Annotated in this window: 15 protein-coding genes and 3 pseudogenes; 7 read left to right on the top strand and 11 right to left on the bottom strand. The window is 66.8% G+C overall.

Annotation, left to right across the window (positions count from 1 at the left end):
• Positions 1 to 16: 16 nt before the first annotated feature.
• Positions 17 to 529: a ubiquinol-cytochrome C chaperone family protein gene (locus tag PIB19_RS16645; RefSeq protein ID WP_271238237.1), complete on the top strand. Its 513-nt coding sequence runs from the start codon at positions 17 to 19 to the stop codon at positions 527 to 529.
• Entirely contained in the window at positions 526 to 1,050 is a 525-nt protein-coding gene (locus tag PIB19_RS16640) for a YceD family protein (RefSeq protein WP_271238236.1), read from the top strand. The genes PIB19_RS16645 and PIB19_RS16640 overlap by 4 nt, the downstream gene beginning before the upstream one ends.
• 256 nt (positions 1,051 to 1,306) lie before the next feature.
• On the opposite strand, the gene PIB19_RS16635 is transcribed toward PIB19_RS16640, so the two are convergent.
• Complete coding sequence (locus PIB19_RS16635; RefSeq protein WP_271238235.1) at positions 1,307 to 1,960, bottom strand: TetR/AcrR family transcriptional regulator; 654 nt, start codon at positions 1,958 to 1,960, stop codon at positions 1,307 to 1,309.
• Between the two features lie 110 nt (positions 1,961 to 2,070).
• On the opposite strand from PIB19_RS16635, the gene PIB19_RS16630 reads away from it, so the two are divergent.
• Entirely contained in the window at positions 2,071 to 4,416 is a 2,346-nt protein-coding gene (locus tag PIB19_RS16630; RefSeq protein ID WP_443018634.1) for a TonB-dependent receptor, read from the top strand.
• 48 nt (positions 4,417 to 4,464) lie between these two features.
• Positions 4,465 to 5,720 (top strand): annotated as a pseudogene (locus PIB19_RS16625) (spinster family MFS transporter).
• Positions 5,721 to 5,726: 6 nt separating this feature from the next.
• Here PIB19_RS16625 and PIB19_RS16620 read toward each other — a convergent pair.
• The 4 genes and pseudogenes from PIB19_RS16620 to PIB19_RS16605 form a co-directional block, all read right to left on the bottom strand.
• The gene (locus tag PIB19_RS16620) at positions 5,727 to 6,104 is read right to left on the bottom strand and encodes a hypothetical protein (RefSeq protein ID WP_271238233.1); all 378 of its coding nucleotides are present in this window, start codon (positions 6,102 to 6,104) and stop codon (positions 5,727 to 5,729) included.
• Between the two features lie 3 nt (positions 6,105 to 6,107).
• Complete coding sequence (locus tag PIB19_RS16615; protein ID WP_271238232.1) at positions 6,108 to 7,685, bottom strand: peptide chain release factor 3; 1,578 nt, start codon at positions 7,683 to 7,685, stop codon at positions 6,108 to 6,110.
• 101 nt (positions 7,686 to 7,786) lie between these two features.
• A pseudogene (locus PIB19_RS16610) lies at positions 7,787 to 8,654 on the bottom strand (aldose 1-epimerase family protein).
• 10 nt (positions 8,655 to 8,664) lie between these two features.
• Positions 8,665 to 9,243: a CGNR zinc finger domain-containing protein gene (locus PIB19_RS16605; RefSeq protein WP_271238231.1), complete on the bottom strand. Its 579-nt coding sequence runs from the start codon at positions 9,241 to 9,243 to the stop codon at positions 8,665 to 8,667.
• 93 nt (positions 9,244 to 9,336) lie between these two features.
• Here PIB19_RS16605 and PIB19_RS16600 point away from each other — a divergent pair, with 93 nt between their 5' ends.
• Positions 9,337 to 9,819, top strand: coding sequence for a lipocalin-like domain-containing protein (locus PIB19_RS16600; protein WP_271238230.1), 483 nt, complete (start codon positions 9,337 to 9,339; stop codon positions 9,817 to 9,819).
• Here the strand turns inward: PIB19_RS16600 and PIB19_RS16595 are convergent.
• From PIB19_RS16595 to pheS, 3 genes and pseudogenes are all read right to left on the bottom strand, one after another.
• Entirely contained in the window at positions 9,816 to 10,565 is a 750-nt protein-coding gene (locus PIB19_RS16595; RefSeq protein ID WP_271238229.1) for an SDR family NAD(P)-dependent oxidoreductase, read from the bottom strand. The two genes, PIB19_RS16600 and PIB19_RS16595, sit on opposite strands and share 4 nt — an antisense overlap.
• Before the next feature lie 130 nt (positions 10,566 to 10,695).
• Positions 10,696 to 13,074, bottom strand: a complete 2,379-nt coding sequence (gene pheT, locus PIB19_RS16590) for a phenylalanine--tRNA ligase subunit beta (RefSeq protein WP_271238228.1) — start codon at positions 13,072 to 13,074, stop codon at positions 10,696 to 10,698.
• A 10-nt stretch (positions 13,075 to 13,084) separates the two neighbouring features.
• A pseudogene (gene pheS, locus PIB19_RS16585) lies at positions 13,085 to 14,152 on the bottom strand (phenylalanine--tRNA ligase subunit alpha); the annotation flags it as partial.
• A 164-nt stretch (positions 14,153 to 14,316) separates the two neighbouring features.
• On the opposite strand from pheS, the gene PIB19_RS16580 reads away from it, so the two are divergent.
• Positions 14,317 to 15,159: a class I SAM-dependent methyltransferase gene (locus tag PIB19_RS16580; protein WP_271238227.1), complete on the top strand. Its 843-nt coding sequence runs from the start codon at positions 14,317 to 14,319 to the stop codon at positions 15,157 to 15,159.
• On the opposite strand, the gene PIB19_RS16575 is transcribed toward PIB19_RS16580, so the two are convergent.
• From PIB19_RS16575 to rpmI, 3 genes are all read right to left on the bottom strand, one after another.
• The gene (locus tag PIB19_RS16575) at positions 15,156 to 15,773 is read right to left on the bottom strand and encodes a LysE family translocator (protein WP_271238226.1); all 618 of its coding nucleotides are present in this window, start codon (positions 15,771 to 15,773) and stop codon (positions 15,156 to 15,158) included. The genes PIB19_RS16580 and PIB19_RS16575 overlap by 4 nt on opposite strands.
• Before the next feature lie 189 nt (positions 15,774 to 15,962).
• Complete coding sequence (gene rplT, locus PIB19_RS16570; protein WP_056616278.1) at positions 15,963 to 16,328, bottom strand: 50S ribosomal protein L20; 366 nt, start codon at positions 16,326 to 16,328, stop codon at positions 15,963 to 15,965.
• 13 nt (positions 16,329 to 16,341) lie between these two features.
• Entirely contained in the window at positions 16,342 to 16,545 is a 204-nt protein-coding gene (rpmI, locus tag PIB19_RS16565) for a 50S ribosomal protein L35 (RefSeq protein WP_271238225.1), read from the bottom strand.
• A 160-nt stretch (positions 16,546 to 16,705) separates the two neighbouring features.
• Here rpmI and PIB19_RS16560 point away from each other — a divergent pair, with 160 nt between their 5' ends.
• On the top strand, positions 16,706 to 18,823 hold the full coding sequence (locus PIB19_RS16560) for an AsmA family protein (RefSeq protein WP_271238224.1): 2,118 nt from the start codon (positions 16,706 to 16,708) through the stop codon (positions 18,821 to 18,823).
• Positions 18,824 to 18,861: the final 38 nt, after the last annotated feature.

Genomic DNA, 18,861 nt, shown 5'->3' with positions numbered 1-18,861 from the left:
CGGACGAAGACCAACCATGGGACTGCTCAAGCGCCTGTTCGGCGCCTCCGATCGCGGCACCGCGCCGCAGCTCTACGCGGGCATAGTCGCCAGGGGCCGCGCTCCGCATTGGTACACCGAAGGCGGCGTCCCCGACACGATCGACGGCCGATTCGACATGATCGCCGCGGTCCTCTCGCTCGTCCTGCTGCGGCTCGAAGGCGAAGCCGAGGCAAAGGCGCCGAGCACCGCGCTGGCCGAATGCTTCATCGACGACATGGACGGCCAGTTGCGCGAGATCGGCATCGGCGACGTCGTCGTCGGCAAGCATATGGGCCGGATGATGGGCATGGTCGGCGGTCGGCTCGGCGCCTATCGCGCAGGTCTCGCCGGCGAGGGGCTGCGCGCCGCTCTGGTCCGCAACCTCTATCGCGGCCAGGCACCGGCGGATGCCGCGCTCGCCCATGTCGAGACGGAGCTGCTCGCGCTCCGCGACAGCCTTGCCGCCACGCCCACCGCAACGATCATCGCCGGAGAGCTCCCGCAATGACCCCCGAATTCCCGCGCCCGCACCGACTCGACCAGATCGGCACCGGCGAAAGCAATGTCGCGATCGAGGCCGACGAGACCGAGCGCGCCGCGCTCGCCCGGCGCTTCGATCTCGTCGCGCTCGATCATCTCGCCGCAAGCTTCGCGCTACATCGCGACGCGGCCGGCGTGCGCGCGAGCGGCCATTTGTCGGCGGCGGTGACCCAGTCCTGCGGCGTCACCGGCGAGCCGCTCCCCGCGAAGATCGAGGAGGATTTCGCGATCCGCTTCCTCCCCGAGCCGACCGAGGACGAATCGCACGACGAAATCGAGCTTGCCGAGGAGGATCTCGACACCGTCTTCTACACCGGCAGCGCGCTCGATCTCGGCGAGGCGGCTGCGGAGACGCTGGCGCTGGCACTCGACCCCTTCCCGCGCAGCCCCAATGCCGCGGAAGTGCTCAAGCAGGCGGGCGTGATCAGCGAAGAGGAAGCGGGACCGTTTGGCGCGCTCGCAGCGCTCAAGGACAAGCTGGGGAAATAGCGCATCGACTTTAGCCGCCGGGCAACCAGCTTCGGCTAGTCCCGACGCATGAGATATCCGCATAGGTGGGAAGTGGACTAAACTCCCTCTCCCCTTGTGGGAGAGGGAAGGGGCCCGCTCGCGCAGCGAGTGGGAAGGGTGAGGGGCTGAGTCCCGCTACGATTCCCCTCACCCTTCCGCCGACTTCGTCGGCTCCCTCCCTCTCCCACAAGGGGAGAGGGAAAGAGGAACGCCCGCAACCGGGGCAAGCAATCCGCTAGCCCTCCGTAGCAATACCCCGCGCCAGCATCGCCGCGACGGTCTCCGCGATCGCCTCGGGCGCGACGTCCTCTTCCCACACGCTGTAGCGCAGGCCGAGGAACACGTTCATTCCCATGATTGCCCAGGCATGGACCTCGCTCACATCGTCGCGCACTTCGCCGCGCTCGGCCGCAGCACGCAAGCGCCTGGCGATACGCTCGGCGGTGGTGGCATAGTGCATGCGGAAGCTCTCGGGATCGACGAACTCGGCCTCGTCGATGATCCGGTAGATCTCCTTGTGGGTCCGCGCGAACTTGATGAACGCCAGTAACGCCGCCTGCTCCGCCGCGATCTGGCCGGGCGCATCCTTGAGCGCGGGGGCGACATGTTCGCGGACCTGCTCGGACATGTCGCGGACCAGCGCCCGGAACACCGCGTCCTTCGAATCGAAATAGGTGTAGAAGCTGCCGAGCGCGACGCCGGCGCGGCGGGTGATCCCGCTGATCGAGCCTTCGTGGAACCCCTTTTCGCCGAACTCCTCGGCCGCCGCGTCGAGGATCGCGCGCAGCGTTTTCCGCCCGCGCGCGGTGCGCGGCTCCTTGCCCGCGCTCGCCGCCTCGCTGCCGTCCACCCTCTGGGGTGTGGCGTCCGCGCCACTGCCGCCTGGCATTTCACCCTCTCCCCTGTTTATCCAAGTTGAAACCCGGTTCAGGTTTCAGTATAGCTTCCCGCAACAGCTTACAACCCGCGCACGAGACGGGTCGAATTCTGGGGAGGAAAATGACCATGTCACGCTTGATTCCGTCTGCCCGTATGATTCTACAGGCAGGCGCCGCCTTCGCCGCGCTCTCGGCGATGCCCGCCTTCGCACAGGACACCGCTACGCCGGCCGAGACGCAAGCGGAAGAAACGCAGGGCTATGACGGCGAGATCGTCGTCACTGCGCGCCGCCGCGAGGAGACGCTGCGCGACGTGCCGATCGCGATCACTGCGTTTACCGGCGAGCAGCTCGAGGCATCGGGCGCGCTCGACATCACCGACATCGCCAACACCACTCCCAACGTGACGCTCGAAGTGTCGCGCGGCACCAATTCGACGCTGTCGGCCTTCATCCGCGGCGTCGGCCAGCAGGATCCGGTCGCCGGGTTCGAGGCGGGCGTCGGCATCTATCTCGACGACGTCTATCTCAACCGTCCGCAGGCCGCGGTGCTCGACATCTACGACGTCGAACGGATCGAAGTGCTGCGCGGGCCGCAGGGCACGCTCTATGGCCGCAACACGATCGGCGGCGCGATCAAATATGTCACCCGCCGGCTCGGCGACACGCCCAGCTTCAAGCTGCGCGGCACCTATGGCTCGTACAATCAGATCGACGGCGTAGTCAGCGCCAGCGCACCACTCGGCAACACCGGATTGCGCGTCGGCGCAGCCTATGCGCGGCTCACCCGCGACGGCTTCGGTGAGAATCTCACCACCGGCGCGGAGAATTACGACAAGGATCTGTGGGCCGCGCGCGGCACGATCGAGTTCGAGCCGAGCGCGGAGGCCTTTTTCCGCATTTCGGGCGATTACACCAAGGACACCAGCCAGCCGCGCGGCGGCCACCGCCTGATCCCCGGCATCGCCACCGGCGCACCGGTGCTCGACGACGTCTATGACACCCGCGCGGGCCTCACCAGCCCGGCGCAGGAAGTCGAAGCCTGGGGCATCACCGGGCTGATCGAATTGAAGCCCGCCGACTGGCTGACCTTCCGCTCGATCACCAGCTACCGCAAGGACGACAGCGCCACGCCGATCGACTTCGATTCGCTTCCCGCGGTCCAGGTCGACGTGCCGGCCTTCTACAACAACAAGCAGTTCAGCCAGGAAGCGCAGTTCCTGATCGACACCGGGTCCTTCTCCGGCCTGCTCGGTGTCTATTATCTCGATGCCGAGGCGCGCACCGTGTTCGACGTGCGGCTGCCGGGCGGCGTGACTGCGCTGACCTATGGCAATGTGTTCACCGATACCGTCGCAGTGTTCGGTGACTTCACCTACGATCTTGGCGAGATGTTCAGCGTCTCGGCGGGCGGGCGCTACACCTGGGATCAGCGCCAGTCGACGATCCTGCGCCAGACCTTCCTCGGCGGCGGCTCGCCCTTCTTCGGCGGCGCCGGCACGCTGTTCGCGACCACTTCGAATTTCCGGGGCGAGGCCGATTTCGCGCAGTTCACCCCGCGCGCCTCGATCAGCTTCAAGCCGAGCGCCGACCACAATCTCTACGCAAGCTGGGCCAAGGGCTTCAAGGGCGGCGGCTTCGATCCGCGTGGCCAGTCGACCGCGTGCCGCACGCCCGCCGGCGGCGCCTGCTCCCCGCAGCAGGTCTATGACTTCCTCGCTTTCGATCCCGAGAAGGTCACCACGTACGAGATCGGCTACAAAGCCAGCCTGTTCGATCGCCGCGTCAATCTCGCGCTCGCCGCCTTCCAGTCGGACTATACCGACGTGCAGGTGCCGGGCTCGATCGGCACCACGATCAATGGCCAGCAAACCTTCGTCGGCGTCACCACCAATGCCGGCAAGGCGCGGATCAAGGGCGTGGAATTCGAAGGCAATGTGATCGCCTCGCGCGATCTCGGCGCCCCCGGCGGTACGCTCAACCTGAGCTGGACGCTGGGCTATCTCGACGCGAAATATCTGCACTTCATCGATGCGCGCGGCATTGACGTGGCGAATCGCCGGAAGATCCAGAACACGCCGGACCTGACCGCAAGCGGCACTCTGGCCTATAAGGTGCCCGTCGGCGACGGCGCGATCAGCGCGAGCACGACGGTGTCTTATCGCAGCGATTCGCAGCAATTCGAACTGCGCACGCCGATGCTCGACCAACCCGCTTATACCTTGCTCGACGCCAATCTCGTCTGGGACATCAACCAGACCTTCTCGCTCGGCATCCACGGCCGCAATCTGACCAACGAGCGCTACATCGTCGCGGGCTATAATTTCCTCGCGCAGAACCCGGACACCGGCGATTTCCTGCGCACGCCGGCAGGCGCCTATGTCCCGACGCTCGGCACCGAAGGCGTGCTCACAGCCTATTACGGCAATCCGCGTCAGGTGTTCGTGACCGGCACCGTGAAGTTCTGACGCAATCTCCCTCTCCCGCTTGCGGGAGAGGGCTCTTAAGGGCCAGCGATGAACCACACCCATTCCGCTCGGCGCCCAGCCTATCCCGCCGTGGTGCTGGCGATGCTGCTGCTCGTCTACACCTTCAACTTCCTCGACCGGCAGATCCTGTCGATCCTCGCCCAGCCGGTGAAGAAGGATCTGGGGCTCGACGATGCGCAGCTCGGCATGCTCGGCGGGCTTGCCTTTGCGGCGCTCTATTCGACGCTGGCGATCCCGCTGGCTTTGCTCGCCGACCGCACCAGCCGGACCTGGGTGATCACCGTCTCGCTCGGCGTGTGGAGCGGCTTCACTGCCTTGTGCGGCTTCGCGCAGAACTTCACCCAGATGTTCCTGTTCCGGCTCGGCGTCGGCGTCGGCGAGGCGGGCGGGGTCGCGCCGAGCTACGCGCTGATCTCGGACTATTTCCCGCCCGAGAAGCGCGCCCGGGCGCTGTCGATCTATTCGCTCGGCATCCCGTTGGGTGCGGCGGGCGGCGTGCTGCTCGGCGGATATATCGCGCAGAATGTAGAGTGGCGCACCGCGTTCATCGTCGTCGGCCTCGCCGGCGTGGCGATCGCGCCGATCTTCCGGCTGGTGGTCAGGGACCGCCCCGCCCCGCCGCCACCACGGAGAACCAGGTGCCGGTCGCGCGCGTTTTCGGCATCCTCGCCGCCAAGCCCGGCTTCTGGCTGATGGCGTTCGGCGCCGCGGCCGGATCGATGTGCGGATACGGCGTCGCCTTCTGGCTGCCGAGCCTGATGCAGCGCAGCTTCGGGCTCAGCCTTGTCCAGACCGGCCAGTTCTTCGGGGCGTTGCTGCTCACCGGCGGGGTTGCCGGCATATTGCTCGGCGGCTGGCTGGGAGACCGGCTGGGGCCACGCAACCGCCGCTGGTACGCGCTGGCGCCGGCGATCTGCTACGCCGCGGGGGCGCCGTTGTTCATCGCGGGCGTGCTGTCGAGCAGCTGGCCGATCGCCTTCGCATTGTTCCTGCTGCCGCAGGCGCTGGTCTATGTCTGGCTCGGCCCGGTGCTCACCGCGGTCCAGCATCTGGTACCCGCCCATATGCGCGCGACTGCCTCGGCGAGCTTCCTGCTGATCAACAATCTGATCGGGCTGGGGCTCGGCAGCTGGGCGATCGGATCGCTCTCGAAAGCGCTGACGCCGGCCTATGGCGACGAGGCGCTGCGCTATGCGATCGCCGCGGGGCTGTGCCTGTATTTGGTCGCCGGCGCGCTGATGGCGCTGGCGAGCCGGTTCCTCCAGCGGGACTGGGTGGATTGAACGGAGTTACAGGCCGCGCGCCTTTGCGAAGCGCGCCATTTCGGCGTCTATGGCGTTACGAAGTGTCTTGGAATCGGTCTCAAAATACAGGTCAGGCGCATCGACGTCGTCCATATATGCCCGAACCAGAAGCGCCATCGGCTTGCCCCGATATCGTATCGGAATCGTCACGGCGTGCTCTTCGTCAATCGGCGTATCGAGAAGGAACTGCGCGAGCGCGTCGATCTCAATCCCGAGATGCAGGCGGCGCTCCAGCTCCGTCAGGAACGGCCGTACGTTCTCTTTGTCGAAATTCATCGACGCCTCGCTACGCTGCATGGCGCAAGCTTCGGTCGCGACCACCGCGGCAATAGCTAACAAGGATGCCACGAGCAGCTTTCGCATCGCCTAGCGCTCCCGCGTCGCCGCGAACTTCACGTTCGAATAGCGGTCGGCGATATAGCCGACTTCCCAAGCCGATTTGGCGAGGAACACCGGGTTGCCGTCGCGGTCCTTCGCCATGGCGCCGCGGTTGAGGCCCATGAACTCCTCGAGTGCCTTCGGGTCCTCGCTCGACACCCAGCGGGCCGTCTCGAACGGCGCGGGTTCGAGCCCGGCCGCGACCTTGTACTCCGCATCGAGCCGCGACAGCAGCACGTCGAGCTGGAGCTGGCCGACCACGCCGATGATCCAGTTGGAGCCGATGTCGGGATAGAAGACCTGCGTCACGCCCTCCTCGGCCATGTCGTCCAGCGCCTTGCGCAACTGCTTTGTCTTGGTCGGGTCCTTGAGCTGGACGCGGCGCAGGATCTCAGGGGCGAAATTGGGCAGGCCGGTGAAGCGCACATCGGCGCGCTCGGACAGCGTATCGCCCACCCGGAGCGTGCCGTGGTTGGGGATGCCGATGATGTCGCCCGGATACGCCTCGTCCGCCAGCTCGCGCTCGCGTGCGAAGAACAGGATCGGCGAATGGATCGCGATCGGCTTGCCGTGCCCGCTGGGTGTCAGCTTCATCCCGCGCTTGAAGGTGCCCGAGCACAGCCGCATGAACGCGATACGGTCGCGGTGGTTGGGATCCATATTGGCCTGGACCTTGAACACGAAGCCAGTGACTTCGTCGCGGGTAGGCTCGACCGGGGCGGGCTCCGCCGGCTGGGCACGCGGCGGCGGCGCGAAACTGGCCAGCGCCTCGATCAGCGAATCGACGCCGAACTCCTTGAGTGCGGAGCCGAAATAGACCGGCGTCAGGTCGCCGTGGCGATAGGCCTCGGCATCGAATTCGGGATAGCCGACCCCAGCCAGCTCGACTTCCTCGCGCAGCTTGGCGAGGTTTTCGGCGGAGATGATGGCGTCGAGCTGCGGATCGTCGAGCCCGTTGGTCTGGATCACCTTGCCCTGGAATTCGCGGCTATTGCCCTCGGGGAGCAGCAGGCGGTTCGTCGCGAGATCGTAGATCCCTTCGAAATTGCCGCCCATCCCCACCGGCCAGGTCATCGGCGTCACGTCGAGCGCGAGCAGATTCGCCACCTCGTCGAGGATGTCGAACACCTCGCGCCCTTCGCGGTCGACCTTGTTGACGAAGGTGATGATCGGCACGTTCCTGAGGCGGCAAACCTCGAACAATTTCCGCGTCTGGCTCTCGATGCCCTTGGCAACGTCGATCACCATTACGGCGGAGTCGACTGCCGTCAGCGTGCGATAGGTGTCCTCAGAAAAATCCTCGTGGCCCGGCGTGTCGAGCAGGTTGAAGGTGATCCCCTCACGCTCGAAGGTCATCACCGACGAGGTGACCGAGATGCCGCGCTGCTGCTCGATCTTCATCCAGTCCGATCGCGCGCGCCGCGCCTGCCCGCGCGCCTTGACCTCGCCGGCGAGATGGATCGCGCCGCCGAACAGCAGCAGCTTTTCGGTGAGCGTGGTCTTGCCGGCGTCGGGGTGCGAGATGATCGCGAAGGTACGGCGGTCGTTGATGCGGTCGGAAGGCATGCAATATTTGTCCGTTCGTGCTGAGCTTGTCGAAGCACGGTTCTGTTGCAGGGGCGGTAGAAGAAGGACCGCCCTTCGACAAGCTCAGGGCGAACGGAGGTTTACGCGTCCAGCGTCACCTGCATGCTGAATGCGCGCGATTCGCCCGGCGCGAAGCGGAGGATGCCGGGCTTGTCCCAGATCTCGCCGTCGAACCCGACGGGGTCTGCGATGCCGTGCCACGGCTCGATACAGACGAAGCGGGCACCGGGCTTGGTCCAGATGCCGAGCTTCGGCATGCCGGCAAAGCCGATCTCGAGCCCCGGCCCTGCACCGCCGTCATAGCGCAGCGACCGGCTTTCGAGGCCGTCCCATACCAAAGCGTCACGCTCGAACATTTCATCGTCGAGCCTCAGTTCGCGCCCGTCGAGTGGGCTCGGCCGGCTCTCGGGCGCGATCCAGCCGCCGCGCGCGATCGCCGAGAGCGCGGCCGGCTCCTGCTTCTCGAAGACGATGCGGTGATCCGCGCGCGGACGGCCGAACGGCAGCGGCCAGGCGAAGGCGGGATGGAAGCCGAAGCTGGCAGGCATGTCGCGATCGCCGGTATTGGTCACGGTGATGTCTATCGCCAGCGTCGCGCCGGCCAGCGTGAACGCCGCGTCGAGCGTGAAGGCGAAGGGATAGACCGCGCGGGTCTCGTCATTGTCGGACAGCCGGAACACCGCGCGATCTCGCCGTCTGCTCGGTCAGCGCGAACCGCTGCCGCCGCGCGAAACCATGCTGCGGCAGCGGATATTCCGCGCCGTCGAGGCGATATTTGTCGCCCATCAACCGACCGACGATCGGGAACAGCAAAGGTGCGCGCCCGGCCCAGAAGGCGGGATCGGCATCGGTCATCAGCTCGCGCCCGTCGATGTCGCGCAGGCTCGAAAGCTCGGCACCGAGCGGGTTGATCCGCGCGTCGAGCACGTCGCTGGCGATCTCGATCATCCCAAATCCTTCATTCGGCCGAGCGTTTACGGCGCCGGAATTCGGCGACCTTGGCCTTGTTGCCGCACGCCGCCATCGAGCACCAGCGGCGGTCGTGCGAGCGCGACGTATCGAGGAACAGGATCGCGCAACCCTCCGCTTCGCATTGCCGGATGTGGCGCGCCTGTGTCCCGCCGAACAACAGCACCGCCTCGCGCGCCACTTCGCCCAGCAGCCCCGCGGCATTTCCGTGCCACGCCAAGGTCCCGGCCGGATCGAGCTGCGGCGCCGCCGCCAGCCCTGCCGCGACTGCATTGAGATCGGCGCGCGCTTCGGCCGGATCGGGCTTCCCGGCGATACGCGCGACAGCCAGATCATGGATCGCTTCGCGCAATCGCCTCGCCGTGAGGAGGTCCGCCTCGGTCGCGGGCGCACCGGAGTCGAACCCCGCCGCGCGCAGCCAGCGTTCGACATCGCCAGGCGTGGCGAACAGGTCGCGCGGCGCCGGCTTGAGCCGGGCCGCAAGCGTGGCGACGAGATCCAGCGCGCGATGCCCGCCCCGGAAGCGAAAGCCGTCGCGCTGCTCTGCTGAAGGGGATGGATCGGGCATGGCCGCAAGTTAGGCCTTGGTAACCGGCTTGACAAGTTATGCTTAAGCGCACACTCAATCGTAACCTATTTATCTGGTTACGGAGAGCCTCCAATGCCCATTCCACCCCTGATCCCGCTCGCAATGCTCGCCGCAGTCCCGCAACAGCCGCCGCTGGTGCTCGAAGGCAGCTGGGAAATGACCTCGGCCTATGAAATCCTTGCCGACGGTTCGCGCGCCACGGCTTATGGCGAGCATCCGCGCGGGCTGATGATGGTCGACGCCGACGGGCGCTACACGATCCAGATATTCCGGCCCGATCGGCCGCTCTTCGCGAGCGGCGACAAGACTCGCGGCACGCCGGAGGAATATCGCGCCGTGGTGCTCGGCTCGAGCACGCATTTCGGCCGGGTCCGCGCGCTTCCCGACGGCAAGACGCTCGTCTTCAGCGTCGAGAGCGCGTCCTGGCCCAATTGGGAAGGCAAGCAGCAGGTGCGCGAATACAGTTTCCGCGACGGCGTGCTCACTTATGCGGTCCCCGCCAGCGCCTCCGGCAACGGCACCGTCGCCTGGTCGGTATGGCGCAAGCTGCGCTAGCCCTGCGCCTCGCGGTGGACGAGGAAGGGCGACCAGGCCTGGTTGACCGGCATCAGCTCGATCGTGTTGACGTTGAGGTGCGGCGGCTGCCCGGCGACCCACAGCATCGTCGCGGCGATGTCCTCGGCGGTCATCGGATTGACCCCGGCATAGACCTTGTCCGAAGTCTCCTGGCTGCCGGTGCGCACCAGCGTGAATTCGGTCTCGACCATGCCGGGCTCGATCGAGCAGACGCGTACGCCCGTGCCGATCAGGTCCGAGCGCAGATTGAGGCTGAACTGGCGGACGAACGCCTTGGTCGCGCCGTACACATTGCCGCCGGGATAGGGATAGCTGGCCGCCACCGAGGCAAGGTTGATGATCGCGCCTTTCCGCTCGATCAGCTGCGGCAACAGCTTGTGCGTGATCGACACGAGCGCGGTGATGTTGGTGTCGATCATCGTCGTCCAGTTGGACAGCGCCGCCTGCTGGGCCGGTTCCAGCCCCAGCGCGAGCCCGGCATTGTTGATCAGCAGGTCGATGCCGCGAAACGCCTCGGGCAGCCCGTCGAGCGCAGCGTCGCGCGCGCCCGTGTCACGGATGTCGAATTCGAGCATGTGGAGCGCATCGCCCAGCTCCGCCTGCAGCGCCGCCAGCCGATCAGCGCGCCGCCCGGTGCCGATCACCTTCCACCCCGCCGCGACGAACGCCCGCGCGGCAGCTTCGCCGATGCCGGCGGTGGCGCCGGTGATGAGAGCGGTGGGCATGCGATTCTCCGTATCCGTCATCCCGGACTTGTTCCGGGATCCACTAAGCCTCACGCATCAGGCGAGAGCTCTGGCTCCGCCCTTGCCTCCCGGTGGACCCCGGCACAAGGCCGGGGTGACGGGAATCAGCTCATCCCCGCAACATCGCGCCGAGCTTCGCCGCGGCGGCAACCACCTTGTCCGCCACCGCCTTCAGCTCGGCATCGGTGAAGCTCTTCTCGCCCGGCTGGAGCGTGACTTCCACCGCGAGGCTCTTCTGCCCCTCGGGCACGCCGGTGCCGGTGAAGATGTCGAACAGCCGCGCATCGACGATCACCGCCTTGTCGGCGCCCTTCACCGTGCGGACGAGATCGCCCGCCGCCAGCTCCGCCGGCACCAGGAAGGCGAAGTCGCGGGTGACTGCCTGCAGCGCCGGTGGCGTGTAGGCGGGACGCATGAAGCCGGTGCCGCGCTTCGCGGGCAGCGCATCGAGATAGATCTCGACCGCAGCGACATCGCCGTCGAGGTCGAACGCCCTCAGCACGCCCGGATGCACCATGCCGAATGCGGCGAGCACCGTCTTCGGCCCGAGCCGTAAGGTCGCCGACTGGCCGGGATGATAGACATCCCCCGCCCAAAGGGAATCCGGGCCCATCACCTGCAGGTTCGCCACCGGCGCACCCGCGGCTTCGAGCAATGCCAGCGCCTCGGCCTTGGCGTCGAACGCGCCGAAGCGCTGGGCCTTGCCGCCCTGCCAGCCGCGCGCCGCGCGGTCGCCCGCGAGCACCACGCCCAATGTCAGCCGCTCCTTGTCGGCGAGGTAGCGCCGGCCGATCTCGAACAGCCGGACGCCGCTCGCGCCGCGCTTCACATTGCGCTCGGCCGCGGCGAGCAGGCCGGGGAGCAGCGACGGCCGCATGACCTTCATGTCCTCGCTGATCGGATTGGCGAGGCTCCATGCCCCGCCGCCGAACGGCGCGGCCTCGGCCTCGGAGATGAAGCTCCACGTCACCGCTTCGTTGAGTCCGCGCGCCGCGGCCGTGCGGCGCAGCTTGCGCTCCAGCTTCTGCTCGGGCGTGGCGGTCGGGCGGGCGACACCGGGAACGCGCTCCAGCGGCGTCGAGGGCACCTTGTCGATGCCTTCGATGCGGATGACTTCCTCGACCAGATCGGCCGGGCCGTCCACGTCGCGGCGCCAGCTCGGCACGGTGACATCCCAGTCGGCGTCGACCCTGAAGCCGAGGCTTTCGAGGATCGCCTTCTGGCGATCGGCCGGCACGGCGAGGCCGCCCAGCGTCTCGGCCAAGGCCGGATCATACCGGTAGCTGCGTGGCGTGGTCGGCGCCTGCCCGGCGCGCATCACTTCGCTGGCGGTGCCGCCGCACAGATCGACCACATAGCGCGCCGCGATCGCGATGCCGTCGTCGAGGAACGCCGGGTCCACGCCGCGCTCGAAGCGCGAGCGCGCGTCGCTGGTCAGGTTGAGCTTCTGGCCGGTGCGCGCGATGTGATCGGGATCGAAGAAGGCGCATTCGATCACCACGTCGGTGGTGGCCTCGGACACGCCGGTGTCCTCGCCGCCCATGATCCCGCCGATATCGTGCACGCCGTTCGCGTCGGCGATCACCGTCACGCTCTCGTCGAGCGTATAGGTCTTCTCGTTGAGCGCGAGCACCTGCTCGCCGGCCTTCGCCTTGCGCACCACCAGCGCGCCGCTCAGCTTCGCCTTGTCATAGACGTGTAGCGGGCGGCCGAGATCGATCATCACATAATTGGTGATGTCGACCAAAGCCGAGATCGGACGCTGGCCGATCGCCTTCAGGCGCTGCTGCATCCATTCGGGCGAGGCAGTGTTGGTGACGCCGCTGACGGTCTGGCCGAAATAAGCGGGGCATCCCTCGGGCGCCTCGATCCGCACTTCGGGGCCGGCGCCGCTGGTCGGCACCGGATCGACCTTGAGCGGCTTGAGCGTCCCCAGTCCCGCCGCCGCGAGATCGCGCGCGATGCCGCGCACGCCCATGCAATCCTGCCGGTTGGGCGTGATCGAAACGTCGATCACGGCGTCGTTCAGCCCCGCATAATCGGGATAGGACACGCCGATCGGCGCATCGGCGGGCAACTCGATGATGCCCTCATGATCGTCGCCGAGCTCAAGCTCGCGCGTGGAGCACATCATGCCGTTCGATTCGACGCCGCGCACCGCGGCGACCTTGAGCTGCATGCCGTTGGCCGGCACCACCGCGCCCGGAAGCCCGAGCACGCCGACCAGCCCCGCACGCGCATTGGGCGCACCGCAGACCACCTGCAGCGGCGCGCCTTCGCCGGTATCGACGGTCAGCACCTGCAATTTGTCGGCCTGCGGATGGCGCTCGGCGGTGAGCACCCTGGCGACGCGGAACGCCGCGAGCTTCTCGCCCGGATTCTCGACGCCTTCGACTTCGAGGCCGACGCGCGTCAGCGCCTCGACCACGTCGTCGAGCGAAGCGGTCGTCTCCAGATGCTCCTTGAGCCAGTTCAGCGTGAACTTCATGCGCCCACTCCCCGCTCAGCGTGGGCACGTCGAGCGCCGAGAAACCATAGTGGCGCAGCCAGCGCAGATCGCCGTCGAAAAAGGCGCGCAAGTCGTCCATCCCGTATTTGAGCATCGCCAGCCGGTCGACGCCGGTGCCGAAGGCGAAGCCCTGCCATTCATCGGGATCGAGCCCGCAGGCGGCGATCACCTTGGGGTGCACCATCCCGGAGCCGAGCACTTCCATCCAGCCCTCGGACCCGCCGATCACGCGCTTTCCGTTGACCACCGAATAGCCGACATCGACCTCGGCGCTGGGTTCGGTGAAGGGGAAGTAGCTCGGGCGCAGACGGAGCACGATGTCGTCGCGCTCGAAAAAGGCCTTCAGGAAGGTCTCGAGCGTCCACTTCAGGTGACCGAGCGTGATCCCCTTGTCGATCACCAGGCCTTCGATCTGGTGGAACATCGGCGTGTGCGTCGCGTCCGAATCCGAGCGATAGACCCGGCCCGGCGCGATGATCCGGATCGGCGGCTTGTTGGCCAGCATCGTGCGGATCTGCACCGGCGAGGTATGGGTGCGCAGCAGGTGCTTCTGGCTGCCATCGGCCTCGGGCGGGAAATAGAAAGTGTCGTGCATCGCCCGCGCCGGATGGCTCTCGGGGATGTTGAGCGCCGTGAAATTGTGCCAGTCGTCCTCGATCTCGGGACCCGTCGCGACGGCGAAGCCGAGATCGGCGAAGATCTCCGCCAGCTCGTCCATCACCTGGCTCACCGGGTGCACCGAGCCCGCCGGCACCCCGTCGACCGGCAATGTCATGTCGAGCGTCTCGCTCGCCAGCCGCGCGTCGAGCGCCAGCCGCTCGAGCGTCGTCTTGCGGTCGGCCAGCGCCGCGGTCACTGCCTCGCGCAGGCCATGGATGCGCGGACCCTGTTCCTGGCGCTCCTCGGGGCTCATCGCGCCCAGCGTCTTGAGCAGCCCGGTGATCGCGCCTTGTTTGCCCAGCGCATGGACGCGCAGCGCCTCGACGGCGTCGAGCCCGGTCGCGGCGTCGATCGAGGCGAGCAGGTCGCTGCGCAATTGTTCGAGATCGGTGGTCATGAAAGGCCCGAACCCCAGAGTGCGCACGAGGTCAACCCTCCGGCGCAAGATTCGCCTCCGCGCACGGCCCGTCGCGGGGGCGGGGCAGGATGACGCAGCCCCTTCTCGCCGATCCGCGATCATGAGACGCCATTGCCGCCGACTCGTATGCGCGGAGGCGACCGATGTTGATGCAGGCAAGGCTCGAAACCGTCGATTGTCCCTGCTGCGAGAGCGACGGGCATCGGCATTGGGCATCCGAAAACGGCTATGATGCCGTCAAATGCACCGGCTGCGGCACCGTCTATATCCGCGAGCGCCCGCGCGCCGAGGACATCTCCGCCGCCGCGCGCGACGGCGTCCATCCCACCGAAGACGGCACGCTCGATCAGCGGCTGCGCCGCCAGGGCTGGAAGGTGCCTTTCTATGCCGGCATCGTCCGCCGCTTCTTCGAAGGCGAGAAGGGCCTCAGCTGGCTCGACGTCGGCGCCGGCAATGGCGAGTTCGTCGAGGCGGTGCAGCGCGCGCTGCCCGATGCGAAGGCCAGCGGCATCGATCCGATGGAAGTGAAGGTCGCGCGCGCACAGCAGCGCGGCGTGCCGATCACCGCGCAGACGCTGGAGGAAGTGACCGGCAGCCACGACGTGATCTCGATCATCAACGTCTTCTCGCACGTCCCCGACTTCCAGCATTTCGGCGGTCTGATCCGCGCCCGGCTCAAGCCCGGCGGCTCGCTGTTCGTCGAAACCGGCAATGGCGGCGACTTGCCCTCGCGCGCCGATTATCCCGGCGAATTGCTGCTTCCCGACCATCTCACCTTCTCGGGCATCGAGCAGATGAAGCAGACGCTCGGGCGCCTGGGCTTCGGGCGGATCGAGCATTTCAGCCGCCGCACCGATCACCCGCTCTGGGCCGCCAAGCAGATCGTGAAGAGCGCGCTCAAGAGCAGGCCGAAGCTGGTCCTCCCTGGACACGCAAGTTCCGGACGGTGTTCTACCGCGCGTATCTGGATTCCTGATCGGGGCTAGACCCGGCTGCCGAGCAGCGCCCCGCCGAAGCCGATGAACATCACCCCCGTGGCGCGGTTGAACAGCTTCTGCCGGCTGGCCGGGGCGAGCCAGCCGGCCAGCGAGCGCCCGCCCAGTGCATAGACGCCGTACCAGAAGCCCTCGATCACCACGAAGCTCGTCACCAGCACGCCAAGCTGGATCCAGAAGGGCCGATTCGTGTCGAGGAATTGCGGAAACAGCGCCGCGGCGAAGATGATCAGCTTGGGATTGGAAAGTCCCGTGGCGAGCCCCGTCGCATAGAGCGCGCCTGCCGAGCGCCGCGTGTGCGGATCGCTCGCTGCCGCGCCCACCGGCGCGCGCCACGCCTTGATCCCCAGCCACACCAGATAGGCGACGCCGGCATAGCGCAGCACATCGTACAGCCCCGGCGCCGCCTTGAGCAAAGCACCAAGCCCCGCTGCGGAGGCGAGCAGACAGAGCAGAACCGCGCTCATCAGCCCCGCCATCGAGAAAAGCGCGCGGCGCGGCCCGTGATGGATGCTCTGCACCATCACATGGAGCATGTTCGGCCCGGGCGTCCCCGCGATCAGGAACACGGCAGTGACATAGAGCCACCAAGTCTGCATCGCCATTTCGTCTTGCCCTTTCTTCCTCATTCCTCCTCGTCACCCCGGCGAAAGCCGGGGCCCAGAGTCTCAAGCGACGTCCTGCTTGGCTCTGGATCCCGGCTTTCGCCGGGATGACGGAATTGGGCGGAGTAAAACGAAAAAGGGCGCCGGTGGTAACCACCGACGCCCCAAATCTTCTCGCTACCAGTCGCCTCAGGCGGCCTGGGGCAGAGCCGCCTTCGCCTGCGCGACGATGGCGGTGAACGCCTCGCCTTCGTGCATCGCGATGTCGGCCAGGACCTTCCGGTCGAGTTCGATGCCCGCGAGCTTGAGCCCGTGCATGAACTGCGAATAGGTCAGGCCTTCGGCGCGAACGCCGGCGTTGATGCGCTGGATCCAGAGACCACGGAAAGTCCGCTTCTTAACCTTGCGGTCGCGATACGCGTACTGGCCGGCCTTTTCGACGGCCTGCCGCGCGATGCGGATCGTGTTCTTGCGACGGCCGCGATAGCCCTTCGCCTGTTCCAGGATATTCTTGTGCTTGGCGCGGGTGGTAACACCCCGTTTGACGCGTGCCATGGTTCCGGGCTCCTTACTTCAGACCGTACGGAGCCCACGCAACGACGCGCGCGGTATCAGCATGGGCGAGCACGGACGTGCCGCGATTCTGGCGGATATACTTGGCATTGTGGCTGATCAGACGGTGACGCTTGCCGGCGAAGCCGTGCTTGATCTTGCCGGTGGCGGTGAATTTGAAGCGCTTCTTCACACCGCTCTTGGTCTTGAGCTTGGGCATTTTGGTCTCCTTGCAAACTCGAACGTGCGAACAGCCGCGGCAGCCCTTGATGGCCGGGCGTGTTCCTGACGTTCGAGGAAAGCGGGGCGCATAACCGAAGCCCCGCTGCAATGCAACCTGAGTCGGGAACCCCCGGAGGTTGCTGCGCTTTTCAGCCTTTATGGCAGAGGAACCACCGCCCCCGGCCAGCGGCGATGCTCCGGCAAGGCCCGCCCGTGCGCTCGGCACGCCGCTGGCCAGCGTCATCGCCGTCGTCGCCACGATCCTCGGGCTGCTCGTCCTCGCCTGGACGATCCTGTTCGTCACCAAGGGCCGCTTCCTCAAATCCACCTTCGAGAAAGTCGTTGCGGCGCAGACGCACCGCGACGTGAGGGTCGCCGGCGACTTTCAGCTCTATTTCGCGCCGTTCAACGTCAGGTTCCTCGCCGAGGGGCTGACCATCTCCAATCCCGAATGGGCGGGGCGCGGCAATTTCTTCTCGGCGAGGAAGATCGATTCGCGCATCTCGACCTGGAGCCTGATCACCGGAAATCGGCGGATCAACTGGCTCGGTCTCGAGGACGGCCATGTCGATCTGCAGTGGGACAAAGAGGGCCGGCGCAACACCTGGACCTTCAGCGAGGAGAAAGGCGAGCCGCTCGACCTGCCGATCATCCGCCGCGCGATCGTGCAGGGCACGATGATCCGCTACGTCGATCCGCGCATGCGGATCGCCGCGGGCATCCGCATCCACACCGTCGAGGCCCTCGACACCAAATTCGCTTCGACGATCCGCTTCGACGGCAACGGCACCGCGCGGGGCACGCGATTCACTCTGGCGGGCGAGTTGCTCACCCCCAATGCCACTGTCGCGGGCGGACAGAACCAGCTCAAGCTGCATGTCGAGGGCGTTCGCACCAGCATCCACGTCGCGGGCACCCTCCCCGGCGCGACCGAGATCGAAGGCGCCGATCTCCACATGGACGCGCGCGGGCAGAACCTCGCCGACGTCTTCGCGGTCGCGGGTATCGCCGTGCCCGATACCCGCAACTACCGGCTACGCTCGGATCTCACCAAATACGGTGACGAATGGCGCTTCACGCGACTGACCGGACGCTTCGGCGCCAGCGACCTCGCCGGCAAGTTCACGGTGGCGGTTCGGGAGCCGCGGCTGCTGCTCACCGCCGATCTCTCTACGCGCGTGCTCGACATCGTCGATGCCGGTCCGTTCATCGGCTACAGCCCCCAGGCCTCGGCGGCGGGTGCAGTGGTGACGCAGGCGGCCGGCACGCCGCGCATCCTCCCGGACGCGCCGCTCCGGGTCGAGGCGCTCAGGAATTTCGACGCCAAGGTCGACTGGCGCGTGCGCACCGTCCGCGCCGAGAGCCTGCCGGTCTCGAACATCACGCTCGGCCTCGATCTGGACGACCGGCTGCTCAAGCTCAGCCCGCTCAACTTCTCGATGGCCCGCGGCACCGTCAATTCGGACATCACGATCAATGCGCGCCGCGACCCCGTCTTCACCGAGTACGACATCCGCCTCTCGCCTACGCCAATGGGCACGCTGCTCGCCGGGTTCGGGGTCGAGCAATCGGGTACCAGCGGCACCTTGAAGGCGCGCGTGCAGATGACCGGATCGGGCAACAGCGTGCGCGATTCGCTGGCCAATTCGAACGGCCGCATCGCCGTGATCCTGCCCAAGGGCAATTTCTGGACGCGCAACGTCCAGCTCTCCGAGCTCGATATCGGCGTGTTCATCCAGAAGATGTTCGAGAAGAAACTGAAGGAGCCGGTGCAGATCAATTGCGGGCTGATCGGCTTCAGCGTGCGAAACGGGATCGCGGCGGCGGATCCGATCCTGATCGATACCGAGAAGAACGTCATGCTCGGCCGCGGCGGATTCAGCTTCAGGAACGAGACGCTCGATCTCGCCTTCCGTGCCGACAGCAAGAAGTTCAGCCTGTTCTCGGGCCAGTCGCCGGTGGGGATCGGCGGCTATTTCGCCCGGCCGCGGATCGACGTGATCAGTCCCGAGCTGGTCGGCCGCGCCGGCGCCGGCCTCGGCCTCGGGGTGCTCGCCAGCCCGTTCGCAGCAGTGATCGCGTTCGTCGATGTCGGCGATGCCAAGGCAGCGGATTGCGGCCCGGTGCTCGCCGGCGCCTCGGCCCGCGCCCAGCGCACCGACAAGGGCAAGCCCCGCGACGATGTCGGCAAGGGCACCACCGCCAAGTCCGAAAGCGGCAAGGCGTCGAAGGGAGAGCGCAAGGAACAGCGCAAGAAGTTCCTCGGCATCTTCTGAACCGCTACAATCGCCGCATCCGACTCGAAGGAGAGCGA

Source organism: Sphingomonas sp. 7/4-4 (assembly GCF_027941955.1).
Classification (GTDB): Bacteria; Pseudomonadota; Alphaproteobacteria; order Sphingomonadales; family Sphingomonadaceae; genus Sphingomonas.
The sequence above is the reverse complement of the archived record's forward strand: the minus strand, read 5'-3'. Positions and strand labels throughout refer to the sequence as shown.